The organism is Paraburkholderia sp. BL17N1, assembly GCF_003634175.1.
In the GTDB taxonomy this organism is placed as follows: domain Bacteria; phylum Pseudomonadota; class Gammaproteobacteria; order Burkholderiales; family Burkholderiaceae; genus Paraburkholderia.
This window is the reverse complement of sequence record NZ_RBIW01000002.1, coordinates 1,686,233-1,702,631: the sequence shown is the minus strand read 5'-3', so window position 1 is coordinate 1,702,631 and position 16,399 is coordinate 1,686,233. Positions and strand designations below refer to the sequence as shown.

Sequence of the window (16,399 nt, the reverse complement as noted above, 5' to 3'; positions counted from 1 at the left end):
GAATCAAGGTGCGAAAGTTCAAAATCCCCAATATGGGCGCGCTGCTCGCTTTCGAAGCCGCCGCGCGGCACGAGAGCTTCACGCACGCGGCGCGCGAACTCTTTCTCACCGAGAGCGCGGTGTCGCGGCAGATTAATACGCTGGAGAGCAATCTTGGCGTGCGGCTGTTCGTGCGCGTCAAACAGCGCGTCGTGCTGACGAAGGCGGGCAAGGTGTATAGCGCGCAGGTACGGCGCTCGCTGGAGCAACTCGATCGCGACACGCTGTCCATCATCGCGCACGGCAGCGGCGGCGGTTATCTGGAACTGGCGGTTCTGCCGACTTTCGCATCGCAATGGCTGATTCCGCGGCTCGCGGCATTCAATGCGCAGTATCCCGACGTGCGCGTGAACATGGGCGTTCGAACCGGCACGTTCCCGTTCGCCGAGACCCATTTCGAAGCCGCGATTCACTACGGCAAGCCCACGTGGCCGGGCACGTCGGCGGATTTCCTGTTCAGCGAAGAAGTCGTGCCGGTGTGCGCGGCGAATTTGCTGAAGCGGCCCGTTCAAAGCGCCGCTGAGCTGTTGGACTATCCGCTGCTGCATTCCACCACCCGGCCGGACGGCTGGGCGTCATGGTTCGCGAGCGTGGGCGTCGACGACAACCGGGCCATGCAGGGCGTGCGCTACGAACTCCACACCATGCTGATCAGCGCGGCCGCGGCTGGTCTCGGGATTGCGCTGGTGCCGCGCTTTTTCGTCGATGCGCAACTCGATCAACTCGGGCTCGTGATTCCGGTCGATGCGCCCGCCCTCGCCGACTCCGCATACTACCTCGTCTATCCGACCGAGTTGAGTCACGGCAAGCCGCTGGCGAATTTTCGCGAGTGGCTGTTGCACGAGGCCGCCGCCTACAGCGCGGTGAATCCCATGGTCGGCGGCCCTCCCGATTCCGCTTGAGCCCGCGTTACTGCAGGCCTCAAGCGCCGGCTTGTTCCCGCGCTTTGGCCAGTGCGCTTAGATTGCCCTCGCCGAAGCCGTGATGACCTTGACGCTGCACGATCTCGAAGAATATTTCGCCGGCACGGCGCCGCACGAAAGTCTGGAAAAACAGTAGCGGCACGCCGTCCGCGCCGATTTCGCCGTCCACCAGCACGTGGGTGCGCTTGAGCCGCGCGACATCGAGCCCATGACCCGGCAGACGCGCGTCGAGCTGATCGTAGTACCGCGGCGGCGGCTCGACGAATTCGACACCGTTCGCAAGCAACTGCTCGACGCAGGCGAAAATATCGTCGGTGGCGAGGGCGATATGCTGCACGCCTTCGCCCGGATGGTCCGGCAAATACTCGTGCATCAGGTTGGTCCGGCTCGTGCCTTCCTCGTACAAGGGCACGCGGATCGCGCCGCACGGCGACACCATCACGCGCGATTCCGCCGATACATGCCAGTTGGCGTGCAACTCGTGAATCTCGCGGAAGTTGAGCAGGTCGCGATAGAAGTCGAGCCACTCCTGCATCCGGCCTTCACCGACCGTTTGCGTCAGATGATCCACGGCGACGAGGCCGTGGCCCGCATGACTCAAGTCGGCATGCGCCGTGTCGATTTCGATGGGCCGAAAGTCGATGTCGAAGATCGAAATGTCGCCGAGTCCGCCACGCTGGCCGCCGCGCCCGCGCCAACGGTCGACGAAATAGATATGCGAGTCGCCGATGCCCTGAATGGCCGGAATCAGCAACTCGCCCGTGCCGATCTTCTCGCCTTCGAACGCCCATGCGCCGAGTTCGATCGCGCGGTCGAAGGCGCGCTGCGCGTCCGCCACGCGAATGCCGATCGCACAGATGCCCGCGCCGTACTCCTCGGCATAACGCGCGGCGAACGAGTCCGGCTCGGCGTTGATCAGAAACTGCATCTCGCCCTGACGATAGAGCGTGACGTCCTTGCTGATATGCCGCGCAATCGCTTTGAAACCGAGCTTGGTGAAAGTTTCACCGAGCGCCCGCGGATCGCGCGCGGCGAATTCCACGAATTCGAGGCCGGCAGTGCCGAGCGGATTATGCTCAGGCGCCGCGACGGCGCGCAGCGCGGCGTCTGGAGTGGGCAAGTCGCTGGGCATGGCAATCTCCTTTACAGTCTTTCGACGCGGTTCGCACTGTTTTTGGTGTTCGGTGCAAGCCGCCGCTGCATCCGCAGTGTGACACTGCATGCGTGGCGTGCCGCGGCATCGCGGCCCGCGACGGCTTTTGCACCGTGTTTGTACACCCGGTAGCAGGGCGTTCGCAACCTTCATTTTGTACCGAATGGTTCACTCGACGGCGCCGCCGCACGCCTCGCGCTACCCGACATTCATGATCGCGTACGAAGCGCCCTATTTGCGGCCCCGCTTCTGCGCCCTTTTTCCTGTTGCCTTATCCGCGCTCGACGCCATGCGCTGTTGCGCGACCTCACGCACCGCCTCGATAAACGCCCGCCCTACCGGCGACGGTTGCGTGTCCGAGCGCCGGATCAATCCGACCGGCTCGCCGGTGCCGGCGAAGGGCAATGGCAAACGTACCAGCATGCCGTGCGCCAGTTCGTATTCGACCGCGCTCAGTGGAACGAACCACACTGCGCCGTTCTCGAGCGTCAACGCGCGGCCCGTCGAAACCGACAGCACCTCGATGAACGCCGACAACGGCGGCACGCCCCACACGCTCAATAGACTATCCGCCGATTGCCGGATCAATGTGCCGAACGGCGGCAACACAACCGGAAAGTCCTCGAGCGACGTGGCCGGCAACCCCGCGCCCGCTGCCAACGGATGCCCGGCGCGGACCACCGCGATCAACGGCTCGCTGAACAACTGCTCGAAACTGAGCCCGACCATGCGCTCGGGATCGGCCAGCCGACCGATCGCAAATTCGATCGTGCCCGCTTTCAGGCGCTCGAGCAATTCGGGGTTGGCGCCGGTCGCGAGGCGCACGATCACGCGCGGCCACAGCGTGGCGAACTGCTTCAGCACCGGCGGCATCAATGCCGCCGCGACGGTCGGCAGAATGCCGATTTCCAGCGTGGCCGCCGCCGCGCCTTCCGCACGCGCCAGCAAATCCACGCCTTGGCGCAGCGCGCTAACGCAGGCGCTCGCGTGCGGCATGAAAAGCTGCCCCTCGCGGGTCGGCACCGCACCGTGGCGGCCGCGCTCGAACAGCTTCACGCCGAGAATCGCCTCAAGCTCGGCAACGGTCTTGGAGACCGCGGGCTGGGTGATCGAGAGGCTGTCGGCCGCCCGCTGGACGCTGCCGAACTGCGCAACGGCCAGAAAGCATTGGAGGTGACGGAATTTGACGCGGCTGTCCGCGAGACTGCGTTGCATAACGACAGGTTATACGAAACGAGCGAAAACGTCATTTTGCATAACCTCCTAGGTTAGATACAGTCTTTCCATAACGCCGTATCTCACAATTCCTCGAAGGAGACACTGATGGACGATTCCTTTCTCAGCGCGCGTGACTTCACGTCGCATCCCGCTTACGTCTACCCCGGCTATGGTTCGTCGGTCAAACGCGGCCCGACGCGTCCGCTGATTCCGCTGAAGGAAAAGCTGCGCGACCAGCGCGTGCCGGTCTACGGCAGCGACGACCTCGGCGCGCTCGATCACGACCTGACACGTAACGCCGTGCGCAACGGCGAACCGCTTGGCGAACGCATCATCGTGACGGGCCGTGTGCTCGACGAAGGCAACCGCCCGGTGCGCAATACGCTGGTCGAAATCTGGCAAGCCAACGCTGCCGGCCGCTATGTCCACAAGGCCGATCAGCACGACGCGCCGCTCGACCCGAATTTCCTCGGCGCGGGCCGCTGCATCACGGACCACGAAGGCCGCTACCGTTTCCTGACGATCAAGCCGGGTGCGTATCCGTGGGGCAACCATCCGAACGCGTGGCGTCCAAACCATATCCACTTCTCGCTCTTCGGCGACCATTTCGGCTCGCGCCTCGTCACGCAGATGTACTTTCCCGGCGATCCGCTGCTGGCGTTCGACCCGATCTTCCAGGGTACGCCAGAGCACGCCCGTGACCGCCTGATCGCCGATTTCTCGCTCGACACCACGCAAGAGGCCTATGCGCTCGGCTACGACTTCGACATCGTGCTGCGCGGCCGTAACGAAACTCCGATGGAGCGCTAAGCCATGACCACTCTCAAGCAAACGCCTTCGCAAACGGTTGGGCCTTACTTCGCGTACGGTCTATGTCCGCAGCAATACGATTTCGACTTCAAGAGCCTGTTCACGCCGGTTCTGGCTGATCGCGAAGCGGCCGGCGAACACATCACGATCGTCGGTCAGGTGTTCGATGGCGACGGCAAGATCATTGGCGACGCCATGCTCGAAGCCTCCCAGGTGGACGCGAATGGGCACTTCCCGGAGTCGCGTGAGGAAATCCTGAAGACCGGCTTTCGCGGTTTCGCCCGCGTGGGCACCGGAACGGATCCGCACAATCGCTTCATCGTGGAAACGGTGAAACCGGGCCGCGCCAGTCCGGATGAAGCGCCGCATCTGAACGTGATCCTGACCATGCGCGGCATGTTGCTGCACACGTTCACCCGCATCTATTTCGAGGACGAAGCGGCGGCAAACGAGAAAGACCCCGTGCTGGCAGCGGTTCCAGCCGACCGGCGCGATACGCTGATCGCGCGCCGCGAGCCGAATGTGGCGAACGTTTACCGTTTCGACATCCACATGCAAGGCGCTAAGGAAACCGTATTTTTCGATCTTTGATCGCGGTTTTTCTACACTTTCATATAGCTTTCACATACACTGATCACGATCCTTCTAGCGACTGGATCGCGAAACTCCGAGTAGTTGAGCCCGCCTTGCGCGGGCTTTTTTTTGGTCTTTTTTACTTTCTCGTCTGATGAATGACGCTCACTGTAACGAGCAGCGCAGCCAGCGGCTGATTCTCACCACGTCGGCAATGTGATCGTGCGCGCCCGGCGCACCCAGCACGACGATATCCACCGGTCTGCCGCGCACCTTCATTCGCACCACGACGCAGTGTCCGGCCTCGTTGATGAAACCGGTTTTCTGCAGCACGATCGACCGGTCGCCGCCTCGCACCAGCGCATTCGAGTTGTGATAACTCAGGCTCGCCCGCCCGCCGCCGGGTAAAACCACCTGATCGCGATCGGTGGAATAGGCGCGAATCAACGGATAACGGCTGGCCGCTGCAACCAGCAACGACAAATCCCGCGCGGTCGAAACGTTCTGCGGCGACAAGCCGGTGCCATTCACGAACGCTGTATGCCGCATGCCGAGCGAGCGCGCCTTCGCATTCATCGCGGCGACGAAGCCCGGGCGGCCGCCCGTGTAATCGCGGCTAAGCGCGGCCGCAGCGCGGTTCTCCGACGACATCAGGGCGATATGCAGCATGTCATGGCGCGACAGCGTCGCACCGACACTCAAACGCGAGCCGGTGAACTTGTCGAAATCCTGGTCCTGAACGGTGACGTTAAGCGGCGCGTTCAATGCATGCTTCGCATCGAGCGACACGACCGCGGTCATCAGTTTGGATACCGAAGCGATTGGCATGACCCGGTCAGCCTGCTTTTCGGTAAGCACGGTTTGCGTTCGTTCGTCGACGACGTAAACGGATCTGCCGCGAAGCAGCGCGCGCGATTTGGGTGTGTAGCCGCAGCGCGCCAACAGACGAGGGCCCTTACGCGGCATCGACGCACGCGAGGCTGACGCTTGTTGCGTATCGCCCTTTGCCGCCAGGACCGCCGGGCGTCTCACGGCGCGTGCATCCCGCGCATTGCGCGCGGCTTGCCGACGATGTTTGGGTGTGACTTTGCCGACATGCATCGTCCGCTCGGGGCTCGTCACGTGCTTGCGCTTGTGCGCGACACGACGCCGGGTCTTGCCGGCGGTTGGCTGCCTCGCTTTGCTCGAGTGTTTGGCTTTCGCTTTCGACGTATGTTTCGTGGATGGCTCGACATGCCGATTCGCACGCGCGGACGGCTGCCGTGAGGCCGCGTGCTCCGCGCCAAACGACCCGCCGATATTCAGCCACAACAGGCCGAATACCGCGAGACAACGCAGCCATGCAGGGAAACGAAAAGCCGGAAATTCAGATGAAGGAGTTCGACGACCGTACGGCATGCAGCTTCCAGTTCTGTGCCGCATGCGCCCGCATGAATGGGCACGGAATCGGCAACGACCCGCCGATCTTAAAGGAGATCGTACATGCGATCAACGGCAAAGGACCGCAGCGACTCACTATGCGACAACCGTATGCAAGCAGAAGACGCCACCCTTAGCAACGGAAATGCTCGATGTTCTGTCCAGCGTAAATTGCACGCGCGAGCCAGTCCGGTTTATCACCGTGACCGTCCCACGTATTGCCGTATGCGTCGCGATACATCACGGCCCGGGTTGCGGCCGCATCGGTTTCGATCGCTTCGGCGAGCGCTTCTACCGTAATGCCGTATTCGTCCATGCGCCGGCGAATCCATGCGACCAGGCGCTCACGTGCATTTCCGTCGAAGTCGAGCTGCCGTTGTTCCCCAAGCTCTTTCATAACGTACCAGTGTCGCGGCTAATAATGCTCGCGTTAGAAAAACAAAAGGCTTCGCGAAAACAACGCGAAGCCTATGCGTGATTCAGATGGCTCGAGTGCGAATCGAATTCGCGATGCCTCTCCCGATGCGGGAGATCGCACCTGGAAATCATGCCCATTAAATCCTGGATTATGGGGAATTCGTCGGCAACCGGATCGAATTGCGCTCGCGTCTCGCCCCGTGGTTCGGGGCTGCTTCAGCGTATGGAAAGCGATTCTAGCATCCAATTTCTTTTGCTTGCAGCAACGAATTGTTAGTCCGCGATGCACGGCTTTCAATACGTTCGGGTTATCCGGACTGCAACCAGAAGCGGTAATACTCATTGACAGGAAATGCGTGCACAGCAAGAGCAAAAAAGCAGAGCCGCTTCTCTCATGTTATGTTCACTGACTAGCACGCTCGCGCACAGGAGACATTCGATCATGACCGCGTCAACCGCCATCATCACCATCCTCGCCGCACTGCTGTTAGGCGCCATGAGTCCGGGACCGAGCTTCGTCATTGTCGCTCGCAATGCGATCGGGCTGTCGCGCGGCGATGGTCTCGCTACCGCCCTCGGCATGGGTGTGGGCGGCGTGTTCTTTAGCGGCATTGCGTTACTCGGTCTCTATACCTTGCTGGCAAGTGTGGAATGGCTCTACGTCGGCCTGAAAGTGGCGGGCGGGCTGTACCTGATCTACCTCGCGTCGAAAATCTGGCGCGGCGCCGCCAAGCCGCTTGCCTTCGATGCCGCGCAAGCGGTCTCGGGCAATGCTCGCAAATCGTTCTGGATCGGCTTGAGCACACAACTCAGCAATCCGAAGACTGCCGTCTACTACGGCAGTATTTTCGCAGCGCTGCTGCCGCAACATCCGCCGTTGTGGTGCTACTTTGCGTTGCCACCCGCGATCTTCGCTATCGAAGCCGGCTGGTACACTGTCGTCGCACTGTGCTTTTCGAGCAAGCGGCCGCGCGAAATCTACCTGCAATGGAAAGCCTGGGTGGATCGCGTCGCGGCGAGCGCAATTGCCGCGCTGGGATTGCGCCTGATTCTGACGGCACACAAAGTGGGCATCTGAAAACACGTAACGCTCGAACGGTTTGTCGTGCTCCGCGGCACGGCAAGCCGGGGAGCCAAGGCCTTATGGGCAAGCGCTCAACACGCGCCGCGCCCCGCGCCCGGTAAAACAGTTACAAGATAAGTGTTGACGCTGATACACCCCGGCGGTTAATGTGGCACCCGAAGTTCAAGAAGTTCGATTGCTGTTCATCAATGTCTCGCTCCCTCAGCGGTATTCGTTGTCCTCTCCCTCCTTGACGCTTCACACGCTCTCGCACAGAGCACATCTTTCTATTTTTTACCTCAAGGATTCTTCATGGATACCGGTACCGTTAAGTGGTTCAACGACAGCAAAGGCTTTGGCTTCATCACTCCGGACAAGGGCGGCGACGACCTGTTCGCGCACTTCTCCGAAATCACCGGCGACGGCTTCAAGACGCTGGCTGAGAATCAGAAAGTGAGCTTCGAAACGAAGCAAGGCCCGAAGGGTCTGCAAGCGGCTAACATCAAGCCGCTGTAAGTTTGAAGGGCTCGGTGTCCGGCAACGGACATCGGGCTGCAGCGACATCCTCGCGGAGCTTTGTCTCCCACAGTTGGCGCGTATCGCTTTGAGCTGCATGTCATTCCAAGCAGCTTGCCTGAGCGCCAAACGCCTCGTTGCACCTCATTCTCCCCTCCGGCTTCAACGCCCATTTTCCGCTTTCCGACTGCATCAGGATTCGGCTCGCAATGGCTTGAATCAGCTCGTCCGCGCAACTCGTACAAGGGTCCGCAAGGCAGGCGCGCACTCGAACATCATTAAAATATAAAATGCAAAACAAACATATTCAGCACTACAACGGCTATGCCGTCAAACCCTCGGCGCACCGTTTGCCCGATGGCACTTTTTCATCCAATCTGTTGCTCGAACGCGCTGACAGCGCGCGCACCGAAGGGCGCTACCAGTTCTATTCGCTCGATTACTTCACGAACGAAGAACAGGCCTTGCAGCACTCGGCACGTTGGGCACGTCATTGGGTCGACACGCGCGGCTAAGCTCGCAACCGGCGTGGCATTCGCCACGCCACATCATCACGCGCGCGACCTTCACGGCTTTTCTTCGGCCTTGATACGCGCGCGCAATTCGAACTTCTGAATTTTCCCCGTCGATGTCTTCGGCAATTCGCCGAAGCGCACCGCTTTCGGCAACTTGTATCCCGCAAGAAAGAGCCGGCAGTGCGCAATGATCTCTTCCGCGCTCACCTGAGCCCCCTCTTTGAGTTCGACGAAGGCACACGGCACCTCGCCCCACTTCGGATCAGCCATCGCCACCACGGCCGCTACAGAGACCGCGGGGTGACGGTACAGCGTGTCTTCGACCTCGATGCTCGAAATGTTCTCGCCGCCGGAAATGATGATGTCCTTGCTGCGATCGCGAATGCGAATATAGCCGTCGGGCATTCGCACGCCGAGATCGCCGGTATGGAACCAGCCGCCCTGGAAGGTGGCTTCCGTCGCGCGCTCGTTCTTCAGATAGCCCTTCATGCAAATGTTGCCGCGGAACATGATCTCGCCGATCGTCTCGCCATCGTCGGGCACGGGTGTCAGCGTGTCCGGGTCGAGCACGGTCACCGCGGCCTGCAAGTGATAGCGCACGCCTTGCCGCGCGTTCAGTTCGGCGCGCTCGCTGTCGTCGAGCGCCTCCCACTCCTCCTGTTTCGCGCAGACCGCAGCCGGCCCGTAGGTTTCGGTGAGTCCGTACACATGCGTGAGGTCGAAGCCGATCTCCTTCATCTTCGCGATCACCGCGGGCGCGGGCGCGGCGCCCGCCACCATCGTCGACACGCGATGCTCGATGCCCTCGCGCCATTCGGCCGGCGCATTCGCGAGCGCGCTCTGCACGATCGGCGCGCCGCAGTAGTGCGTGATGCGTTCGCGGCGAATCAGATCGAACACCGTCTTCGCATCGAATTTGCGCAGACAGACGTTGACGCCCGCGCGCGCGGCCACCGTCCACGGAAAACACCAGCCGTTGCAGTGAAATAGCGGCAAGGTCCACAGGTAGACGGCGTGCTTGGGCATATCCCATTCGAGGATATTGCTCAGCGCGTTCAAATAAGCACCGCGATGGTGATAGACCACGCCCTTCGGATCGCCGGTCGTGCCGGAGGTGTAGTTCAGCGCGATGGCGTCCCATTCGTCGGCCGGCAGGGTCCACGCGAACTCGGGGTCGCCGGATTGCAGGAACGCTTCGTAATCTGTGGCGCGGATGAATTGAGCCGGGTCGGCCGGCATCGCGTCCGCCACGCTGATCACGCGCAGGTTCGGGAATTCCAGCGCGGCGCGATGCGCGAACTCGCCGTACTCGGTATCGACGATCAGCGCCTTCGCCTCGCCGTGGCGCAGCATGAACAACAGCGACGACACGTCGAGCCGCGTATTCAGCGTATTGAGCACGGCGCCGGCCATGGGCACGCCGAAGTGCGCTTCTATCATCGGAGGAATGTTGGGCAGCAGGGCCGCGACCGTGTCGCCACGCTGAATGCCGGACCGCTGCAGCGCGCCGGCCAGACGCCGGGCGCGTTCGTAGGTCTCGCGCCAGTTGCGGCGAATCTCCCCATGGACGACCGCCGGCCGCTCACCGTAGACTTCCGCCGCGCGCACGATGAAATCGATCGGCGTTAGCGGGACATAATTGGCTTCGCGGCGCTCAAGGCCTGCTTCGAACATGTGTTTCATCGCATCGTCTCCTGTCGACCAGAGTTAGCGCTTTAGCGCTTACTCTGGTCCCATGCAACATGGTTGCTAAGGCGCTGAGCGCGCCGTCGATTATTCTGATTGATGAACTAGGCTAACAATGGTTATGGTGACCTGTCTGTCATTCAAATGACAGAGTGGCGCGCCCTGGCGCTTCCGCACTCACCTCCGCCCCAAAACCCGCCAGCCGCCATGAACGACGCTCCGCTCACCGCCCCTGCCGATGCCCGCCCACGCAGGCCGGAACGGGTCGCGCGCGCCGATCTGCCGGGCCTGTTCGCCACTTGCGCGTGGTTCCGGGCGCTCGCCGCGGAGCATCAGTCCATGGTGCTCGCCAGCGCGCACGCGGAGCATCTGGAAGGCGGCGCATGGATCGCGCGCCGTCAGGAACCCTCGGACTACTGGATCGGCGTGCATTCCGGCCTCATCAAACTTGCAATCTATAGCCCTTCGGGACGCAGCTGCACGCTGTCCGGCGTGCCGCCCGGCGGCTGGTTCGGCGAAGGCAGCGTGATCAAGCGTGAGTTGCGCAAGTACGACGTGGCGGCAATTCAGCCTTCACTGGTCATGTTCGTGCCGTCGGAGACGTTTCACACGCTCCTGGGATCCAGCTTGCCGTTCAATGGGTTCGTGATTCGCCAACTGAATAACCGCATGGGCGAATTCATCGCGTCGATCCAGAATAGCCGGTTACTCGATGTCGATGCGCGCGTCGCGCAGTCGCTCGCGCAACTGTTCAACCCGGATCTCTATCCCGACACCGGCCGCACGCTTGCCATTTCGCAGGAAGAAGTCGGCCTGTTGGCGGGCGTTTCCCGTCAGCGGATCAATCAGGCGCTGCAAAACCTCGAGCGGCTGCAGATTTTACGCCTCGCGTATAACCAGATCGACGTGCTCGACCTCGAACGCCTGGGTGCGTTCGGCCGGGAACAGCTCTAGCACCCAACGCCCTGGCAGCCCCTTCAGCTCCGCATGTTTCGGCGGCCGCCTGCGCGCGCCCGTCCGACTGTATTTTGAGCACCCGGATAAAGAAAGCGCCGCACGCGCCGTTATGCAAGCTATGCAGCGCAGATTGCAGCGCGTCCCTATTCCAAGCTCAACGTATTGTCGAATCCGATAATGAACCGTCTGACACTGAAACAGAAGTTGTGGGTGCCGTTGCTGCTGTGCTGGGCCGCGCTCCTGATCGTGACCGTTGTGAACGCGTACGAAGCACGTAACGGTCAAATGGACGCACGGCGCGCCGATCTGGCCGACGTGACCGACATGGCGGTATCGATCGTCGCGGACTATGCGAAGCAAGCCGACGCCGGCAAGCTCTCCGTCGACGACGCGAAGCAACAAGCGATTGCCCGCGTCAATGCGCAACGCTACGGCGCCTCCGGCTACGTGACGATCGTGCGCAGCGATTCGGTCATGATCGACCACCCGATGAGTCCGAAGCTGAACGGCAAGGATATGGGCGGCTTCCGCGACGCCAAAGGCAACGCGCTGTACCACGACATCGCACAGGCCGGCGGCTCGGCGGCCGGCGCCGGCTACCTGCGCTACTGGTGGCCGAAGCCCGGCGAAACGACGCCGAGCGAGAAGATCGGGTACGTGAAACGCTTCGGCCCGTGGGGCTGGGACTTCATCGCGGGCGCTTACATGGACGACATTCAGGCGCAGTTCTACACGACGCTCGCACGCTCGGCCGGCATGCTGGCGGTACTCGGCCTGATCGTGTCGTTCGTGGCGTCGCGCGTGGTGCGCAGTGTGTCGCGCTCGATTGGCGGTGAGCCTTCCGCCGCGGCCTCGATCGCGATGCAGATCGCGCGCGGCGATCTGGCCACTCGCATCGACCTGCGCCGCGACGACACGTCGAGCCTGCTGTTCTCGTTGCGTGAGATGCGCAATCAGCTTGCTTCCACCGTCGCGCGGATCAAGAACTCGGCGGAGACGATCACCGTGGCATCGAAGGAAATCGCCGCGGGCAATCTGGATCTGTCGAGTCGCACCGAGGAACAGGCCGCGTCGTTGCAGCAGACCGCCGCCAGCATGGACGAACTCACCAAGACCGTCACGCAGAACGCCGACAATGCGGCCACCGCGTCCGAACTGGCCAGCGACGCGTCGAGCATCGCCGCACGCGGCGGTCAGGTGGTCAACGACGTGGTCGAGAAAATGGCGGGCATTACCGATAGTTCGCGCAAGATCGGCGAGATCATCAGCGTGATCGAAGGCATTGCGTTCCAGACCAACATTCTGGCGCTGAACGCCGCGGTGGAAGCCGCGCGCGCCGGCGAAGAAGGCCGCGGCTTCGCGGTGGTCGCGGGCGAGGTGCGCAATCTCGCGCAACGCAGCGCGACGGCGGCCAAGGAGATCAAGGTGTTGATCGATCAATCGGTCGCGCAAGTCGGTGAAGGCTCGACGCTCGCCGGCAGGGCGGGCAGCACGATCGGCGAGGTGGTCGACGCGGTGCGCCGCGTGACGGCCATCATGAATGAAATCTCGGCGGCTTCGAAGGAGCAGAGTTCAGGTATCGGCGAAGTCAATCTCGCAATCCGTCAGATGGACGATGTGACGCAGCGCAATGCCGCACTCGTCGAGCAGGCGGCCGCCGCGGCCGGTTCGCTCGACGAGCAGACCGAACACCTGCGACATGCCGTCGCCGTGTTCAAGGTCGAGCAAGCTGCGTGATCGGAACCTGCGGGCCGAGGTCCATCTGACCGATCGGCGGTCAGCGGTCAGCGGTCAGCGGTCAGCGGTCAGCGGTCAGCGGTAAGCGGTCAGCGGTAAGCGGTCAGCGGTAAGCGGTCAGCGGTAAGCGGTCAGCGGTCAGCGGTAAGCGGTCAGCGGTCAGCGGTCAGCGGTCAGATAAGGCTGTCGCCGGAAATCCGGTGACAGCCTTTTTATTTGCCGTTGCGAAGCTGCGATTTACCGAGCACGCGCATGCCGCTCCTTCGCGTGACGGGCCGCTCGAGGATCGCATCGGTCTCGAACAGCGTGAACACGATGTCGGCCAGCACGCCCGACTTCTTCCAGCGCAGGTAGTAGCGATGCGCCGTTTGATACGGCGCGTAGCGCTCCGGCATCGCGCTCCAAGGCGCGCGCGCGTGCAGCACCCAGAGCATGCTATTCACCACCCAGCGGATATCGATGCTGGGACGCCCACGGCGAGGTCCAGGAGCCTTCATCTCAGGTAGCAGCGGGACGATGCGATGCCATTGCTCGTCAGTGAGATCGTAAGTGGTCGGCAAATGAGGCTGCGGCTCGCGAGTGGAATTATTCATGCGGTAAAAGCGCGCGGCCGCTGCATAGGCTAGCGTCGCCGCGAAATAGCGTCTATCAATCAATGGATTTCAGACTAACCGAAGCACGCTCGCGCGAAGGTTAACTCTTGTCAGCCAGCGCGCGCGGCGGACTCGAATGAACAATCCATAACCGCATAGCAGATATTCCAATGAGACAAGTTAAGCTCCTGAAGACCGCAGCCATCGTGAGTGGCACCGCCCTTGCGATGACCTCCGAGCACGCCTTGGCACAGAGCTCGATTACGTTGTACGGCGTCGCCGATATGAGCGTGCGCTATTTGACCAACTCCAACGCCAGAAACGACGGCCGCCTGTTCATGACGAACGGCGCGATCACCAATAGCCGCTGGGGTCTGCGCGGTTCAGAGGATCTGGGCGGCGGCATGAAGGCGATCTTCGATCTGGAAAGCGGCATCAATTTGCAGGACGGCTCCGCCTCCGACAGCCAGCGGCTCTTCAATCGCAATGCGTATGTGGGCCTGAGCAGCCAATACGGCACGCTGACGCTGGGGCGTCAGAAGACGCCGTTGTTCGATCTGCTCGGCGACACCTACGACCCGCTCACGGTCGGCAACTACTTCGAGAACTCATGGTTGCCGGGAGCGCTCGGCGCGGGCCTTTACGCGGACAACGCAGTCAAATACACCGGCAGGTACAAAGGCCTGACCATGGCCGCGATGTACTCGTTCGGCACCAATTCGGAATCGAGCGGCGCGGGCGGTTTCTCCGGCCAGGTGCCGGGCCATCTCGGCGCGGGCACGATGTACGGCTTCACGTTGTCGTATGCGGCCGGCCCGTTGAGCGTCGCAGGCGGTGTGCAGCAGAACAGCGACAACAGCAATCACAAGCAGACCATCTTCAATGCGAACGCGGTGTATGCGTTCAGCACGACGAAGGTGTACGTCGGCTATCTGCACTCGAAAGACGACACGGGTTTCGTCGACACCGCGCTGGCACAGCAGACGCTCGTGCCGGGCGTCGATATCCTGAAGGGCTCGGGCCGCGTCGACAACGGTCCGTTCGCCGGCGTCACCTGGCAGGCAACACCCGCGCTCACGTTGACGGGCGCGGCGTACTACGACCACATGTCCAACGCGGCGATCGGCAACGGACAACTCGGCAGCGGCAATCGTTATACGTTGGTGGCGCTGGCTGAGTACGCCTTGTCCAAACGCACCGAGGTGTACGGGACGGTCGATTTCGACAAGGTATCGGGCGCTGCTTCTGTCGAATTGCCGGGCAAGAACAACCAGACCGGCGTTGCACTCGGTCTGCGCACGATTTTCTAAACGAGAAAGGGCCGCGTGTGCCCTGCTCGGCGCGCGGCACCCGGCATTTTCGCCGGGTGCCGATCATCGAATCGCGCGCGCATAAAAAAAGGTGCCGCGAACGGCACCTTTTCGTACAACAACCAGCTTCTGCTGAAGCTTAGAAGCGGTGACGCAGACCGACCGTAGCAGCCGTCTGGTTCTTCGACGACGACGGCAGTTGCGTGTTGTCGCCGCTGTAGATCGAAGCGACACCGCCGTCGCCCATTGCGTGCTGGTACACGGCTTGAGCGTAGACGTCCGTACGACGCGACAGCGAGTAGTCAGCCTGCACGCCGATCTGGTGGTAGCGCACCGACTCCGAACCACCGTTCGCGCCAACGCCGTAGCCCTTGCCGTCCGTGAACGTGTAAGCAACGCCCAGGCCCAGAGCCGGGGTCAGGTTGTACTTGCCGTTGACTTCGTAGTTGTTAGCGCGCAGCGATTGCTGACCGCCCACGAAGTTGTCCGAACGCGATTGCGTCCATGCCAGACCGACGGTTGCCGGGCCGAATGCGTACGAACCAGCAACGCCGAATTCACGTTGACGGAAGTTGCCGACGTTGCCTGCCAGCGTGTTGACGTACGAACCGTCCGAAGCGCCCGTGTTACCTGCGCCCGGGTTGTTTTGCTGTGCGTAAGCAGCGCCCAGGTGCAGACCTTGCCACTGGTATGCAGCACCCACGCTGTATTCGCGGTTGTTTGCGAATGCGCCAGCCTGGTTCGAGAAGCCGTACGTGCCGCCGAACGAGAAGCCAGCGTAGTTAGCGCTCGAGTACTTGATCGAGTTGTTGACTGCGTAGCCGCCGTTCGTGTTCAGGTTGTCGTTGTTGAACGGGTGCGCGAAGTACGTACCGCCCCAGCTGCCCGTTGCGGTCAGCGGTGCCAGGTAGTCTTGAGCTGCGTCATATTGACGACCCAGCGTGACCGTACCGAATTGCGCGCTCGACAGACCGACGAACGCTTGACGGTTGAACATGCCGTTGTTGTTAGCGAACTTGCCGTTGTTGATGTTGAAGCCGCTTTCCAACGTGAAGATTGCCTTCAGACCGCCGCCCAGATCTTCCGAACCGCGCAGACCGAACATGCTTTGGTTGATGCCGCCGCTGCCGGCTGCCCACTTTGCGTTGTGGTTGACGTTGCTGGTGTACGTCAGGCCCGCGTCCAGCAGACCATACAGAGTCACGCTGCTTTGTGCGTGAGCGACGGATGCGAACGATGCGGCAACCGCAACGACGATGAGACTCTTTTTCATGCGTGGGACTCCTGTTCGATAAATTTACGCGGGGAGCGGGACCTGCCTCGGCAGCATGTGCATCGCACCTGTTGCCGCCCTTTGACCGACCCGTTTCGGATCGCCGGGCACCCTTGAAACGAAGCGTGAGTGTAGGGGGACGCCCTAGTAGCGCGGCCTGCAATTCACGCAACAGGATTTTTCGTAATCAGCAACAA

Annotated in this window: 16 protein-coding genes; 9 read left to right on the top strand and 7 right to left on the bottom strand. The window is 61.8% G+C overall.

The window, feature by feature from the left end; translation table 11 throughout:
• The first annotated feature begins 8 nt into the window (after positions 1-8).
• Entirely contained in the window at positions 9-941 is a 933-nt protein-coding gene (locus tag B0G82_RS27575) for a LysR substrate-binding domain-containing protein (protein WP_199730175.1), read from the top strand.
• A 19-nt stretch (positions 942-960) separates the two neighbouring features.
• Here B0G82_RS27575 and B0G82_RS27570 read toward each other — a convergent pair whose 3' ends face one another.
• Positions 961-2,094, bottom strand: coding sequence for a VOC family protein (locus B0G82_RS27570; protein ID WP_121309684.1), 1,134 nt, complete (start codon positions 2,092-2,094; stop codon positions 961-963).
• Between the two features lie 252 nt (positions 2,095-2,346).
• Positions 2,347-3,330 (bottom strand): pca operon transcription factor PcaQ, encoded by a 984-nt coding sequence (pcaQ, locus tag B0G82_RS27565; protein WP_121309683.1) that lies wholly within the window; start codon positions 3,328-3,330, stop codon positions 2,347-2,349.
• 108 nt (positions 3,331-3,438) lie between these two features.
• On the opposite strand from pcaQ, the gene pcaH reads away from it, so the two are divergent.
• On the top strand, positions 3,439-4,143 hold the full coding sequence (gene pcaH / locus B0G82_RS27560) for a protocatechuate 3,4-dioxygenase subunit beta (protein WP_121309682.1): 705 nt from the start codon (positions 3,439-3,441) through the stop codon (positions 4,141-4,143).
• Between the two features lie 3 nt (positions 4,144-4,146).
• Positions 4,147-4,734, top strand: coding sequence for a protocatechuate 3,4-dioxygenase subunit alpha (gene pcaG, locus B0G82_RS27555; RefSeq protein WP_106282681.1), 588 nt, complete (start codon positions 4,147-4,149; stop codon positions 4,732-4,734).
• Positions 4,735-4,881: 147 nt separating this feature from the next.
• Here the strand turns inward: pcaG and B0G82_RS27550 are convergent, their stop codons facing one another.
• On the bottom strand, positions 4,882-6,114 hold the full coding sequence (locus tag B0G82_RS27550) for a serine hydrolase (RefSeq protein WP_121309681.1): 1,233 nt from the start codon (positions 6,112-6,114) through the stop codon (positions 4,882-4,884).
• Between the two features lie 154 nt (positions 6,115-6,268).
• Positions 6,269-6,532, bottom strand: coding sequence for an H-NS family nucleoid-associated regulatory protein (locus B0G82_RS27545; protein ID WP_121309680.1), 264 nt, complete (start codon positions 6,530-6,532; stop codon positions 6,269-6,271).
• Positions 6,533-6,994: 462 nt separating this feature from the next.
• Here B0G82_RS27545 and B0G82_RS27540 point away from each other — a divergent pair, with 462 nt between their 5' ends.
• The 3 genes from B0G82_RS27540 (at position 6,995) to B0G82_RS27530 (ending at position 8,646) form a co-directional block, all read left to right on the top strand.
• Positions 6,995-7,630: a LysE family transporter gene (locus B0G82_RS27540; RefSeq protein ID WP_121309679.1), complete on the top strand. Its 636-nt coding sequence runs from the start codon at positions 6,995-6,997 to the stop codon at positions 7,628-7,630.
• Between the two features lie 297 nt (positions 7,631-7,927).
• Positions 7,928-8,131, top strand: coding sequence for a cold-shock protein (locus B0G82_RS27535; protein ID WP_106282677.1), 204 nt, complete (start codon positions 7,928-7,930; stop codon positions 8,129-8,131).
• A gap of 290 nt (positions 8,132-8,421) precedes the next feature.
• Positions 8,422-8,646 carry a hypothetical protein gene (locus B0G82_RS27530; RefSeq protein WP_106282676.1) on the top strand — a complete coding sequence of 75 codons (225 nt, stop codon included), beginning with the start codon at positions 8,422-8,424 and terminating at the stop codon, positions 8,644-8,646.
• Positions 8,647-8,697: 51 nt separating this feature from the next.
• Here the strand turns inward: B0G82_RS27530 and B0G82_RS27525 are convergent, their stop codons facing one another.
• On the bottom strand, positions 8,698-10,329 hold the full coding sequence (locus B0G82_RS27525) for an acyl-CoA synthetase (RefSeq protein WP_121309678.1): 1,632 nt from the start codon (positions 10,327-10,329) through the stop codon (positions 8,698-8,700).
• Between the two features lie 147 nt (positions 10,330-10,476).
• On the opposite strand from B0G82_RS27525, the gene B0G82_RS27520 reads away from it, so the two are divergent.
• Together B0G82_RS27520 and B0G82_RS27515 are read left to right on the top strand one after the other, a co-directional pair.
• Positions 10,477-11,286 carry a Crp/Fnr family transcriptional regulator gene (locus B0G82_RS27520; protein ID WP_241974849.1) on the top strand — a complete coding sequence of 270 codons (810 nt, stop codon included), beginning with the start codon at positions 10,477-10,479 and terminating at the stop codon, positions 11,284-11,286.
• A 180-nt stretch (positions 11,287-11,466) separates the two neighbouring features.
• Positions 11,467-13,026, top strand: coding sequence for a methyl-accepting chemotaxis protein (locus B0G82_RS27515; RefSeq protein ID WP_121309676.1), 1,560 nt, complete (start codon positions 11,467-11,469; stop codon positions 13,024-13,026).
• Between the two features lie 212 nt (positions 13,027-13,238).
• On the opposite strand, the gene B0G82_RS27510 is transcribed toward B0G82_RS27515, so the two are convergent.
• Complete coding sequence (locus B0G82_RS27510; RefSeq protein WP_121309675.1) at positions 13,239-13,682, bottom strand: transposase; 444 nt, start codon at positions 13,680-13,682, stop codon at positions 13,239-13,241.
• A 164-nt stretch (positions 13,683-13,846) separates the two neighbouring features.
• Here B0G82_RS27510 and B0G82_RS27505 point away from each other — a divergent pair, with 164 nt between their 5' ends.
• Positions 13,847-14,929: a porin gene (locus B0G82_RS27505; RefSeq protein WP_241975019.1), complete on the top strand. Its 1,083-nt coding sequence runs from the start codon at positions 13,847-13,849 to the stop codon at positions 14,927-14,929.
• A gap of 139 nt (positions 14,930-15,068) precedes the next feature.
• On the opposite strand, the gene B0G82_RS27500 is transcribed toward B0G82_RS27505, so the two are convergent.
• The gene (locus B0G82_RS27500; protein ID WP_116122434.1) at positions 15,069-16,202 is read right to left on the bottom strand and encodes a porin; all 1,134 of its coding nucleotides are present in this window, start codon (positions 16,200-16,202) and stop codon (positions 15,069-15,071) included.
• Positions 16,203-16,399 lie beyond the last annotated feature (197 nt).

Coding starts and splice junctions, on each gene's coding strand:
- pcaG (WP_106282681.1), top strand. CDS start 4,147: ATGACCACTCTCAAGCAAACGCCTTCGCAAACGGTTGGGCCTTACTTC.
- B0G82_RS27535 (WP_106282677.1), top strand. CDS start 7,928: ATGGATACCGGTACCGTTAAGTGGTTCAACGACAGCAAAGGCTTTGGC.
- B0G82_RS27545 (WP_121309680.1), bottom strand. CDS start 6,532: ATGAAAGAGCTTGGGGAACAACGGCAGCTCGACTTCGACGGAAATGCA.
- B0G82_RS27550 (WP_121309681.1), bottom strand. CDS start 6,114: ATGCCGTACGGTCGTCGAACTCCTTCATCTGAATTTCCGGCTTTTCGT.
- B0G82_RS27530 (WP_106282676.1), top strand. CDS start 8,422: ATGCAAAACAAACATATTCAGCACTACAACGGCTATGCCGTCAAACCC.
- B0G82_RS27515 (WP_121309676.1), top strand. CDS start 11,467: ATGAACCGTCTGACACTGAAACAGAAGTTGTGGGTGCCGTTGCTGCTG.
- pcaH (WP_121309682.1), top strand. CDS start 3,439: ATGGACGATTCCTTTCTCAGCGCGCGTGACTTCACGTCGCATCCCGCT.
- B0G82_RS27570 (WP_121309684.1), bottom strand. CDS start 2,094: ATGCCCAGCGACTTGCCCACTCCAGACGCCGCGCTGCGCGCCGTCGCG.
- B0G82_RS27520 (WP_241974849.1), top strand. CDS start 10,477: ATGACAGAGTGGCGCGCCCTGGCGCTTCCGCACTCACCTCCGCCCCAA.
- B0G82_RS27500 (WP_116122434.1), bottom strand. CDS start 16,202: ATGAAAAAGAGTCTCATCGTCGTTGCGGTTGCCGCATCGTTCGCATCC.
- B0G82_RS27540 (WP_121309679.1), top strand. CDS start 6,995: ATGACCGCGTCAACCGCCATCATCACCATCCTCGCCGCACTGCTGTTA.
- B0G82_RS27525 (WP_121309678.1), bottom strand. CDS start 10,329: ATGAAACACATGTTCGAAGCAGGCCTTGAGCGCCGCGAAGCCAATTAT.
- pcaQ (WP_121309683.1), bottom strand. CDS start 3,330: ATGCAACGCAGTCTCGCGGACAGCCGCGTCAAATTCCGTCACCTCCAA.
- B0G82_RS27505 (WP_241975019.1), top strand. CDS start 13,847: ATGACCTCCGAGCACGCCTTGGCACAGAGCTCGATTACGTTGTACGGC.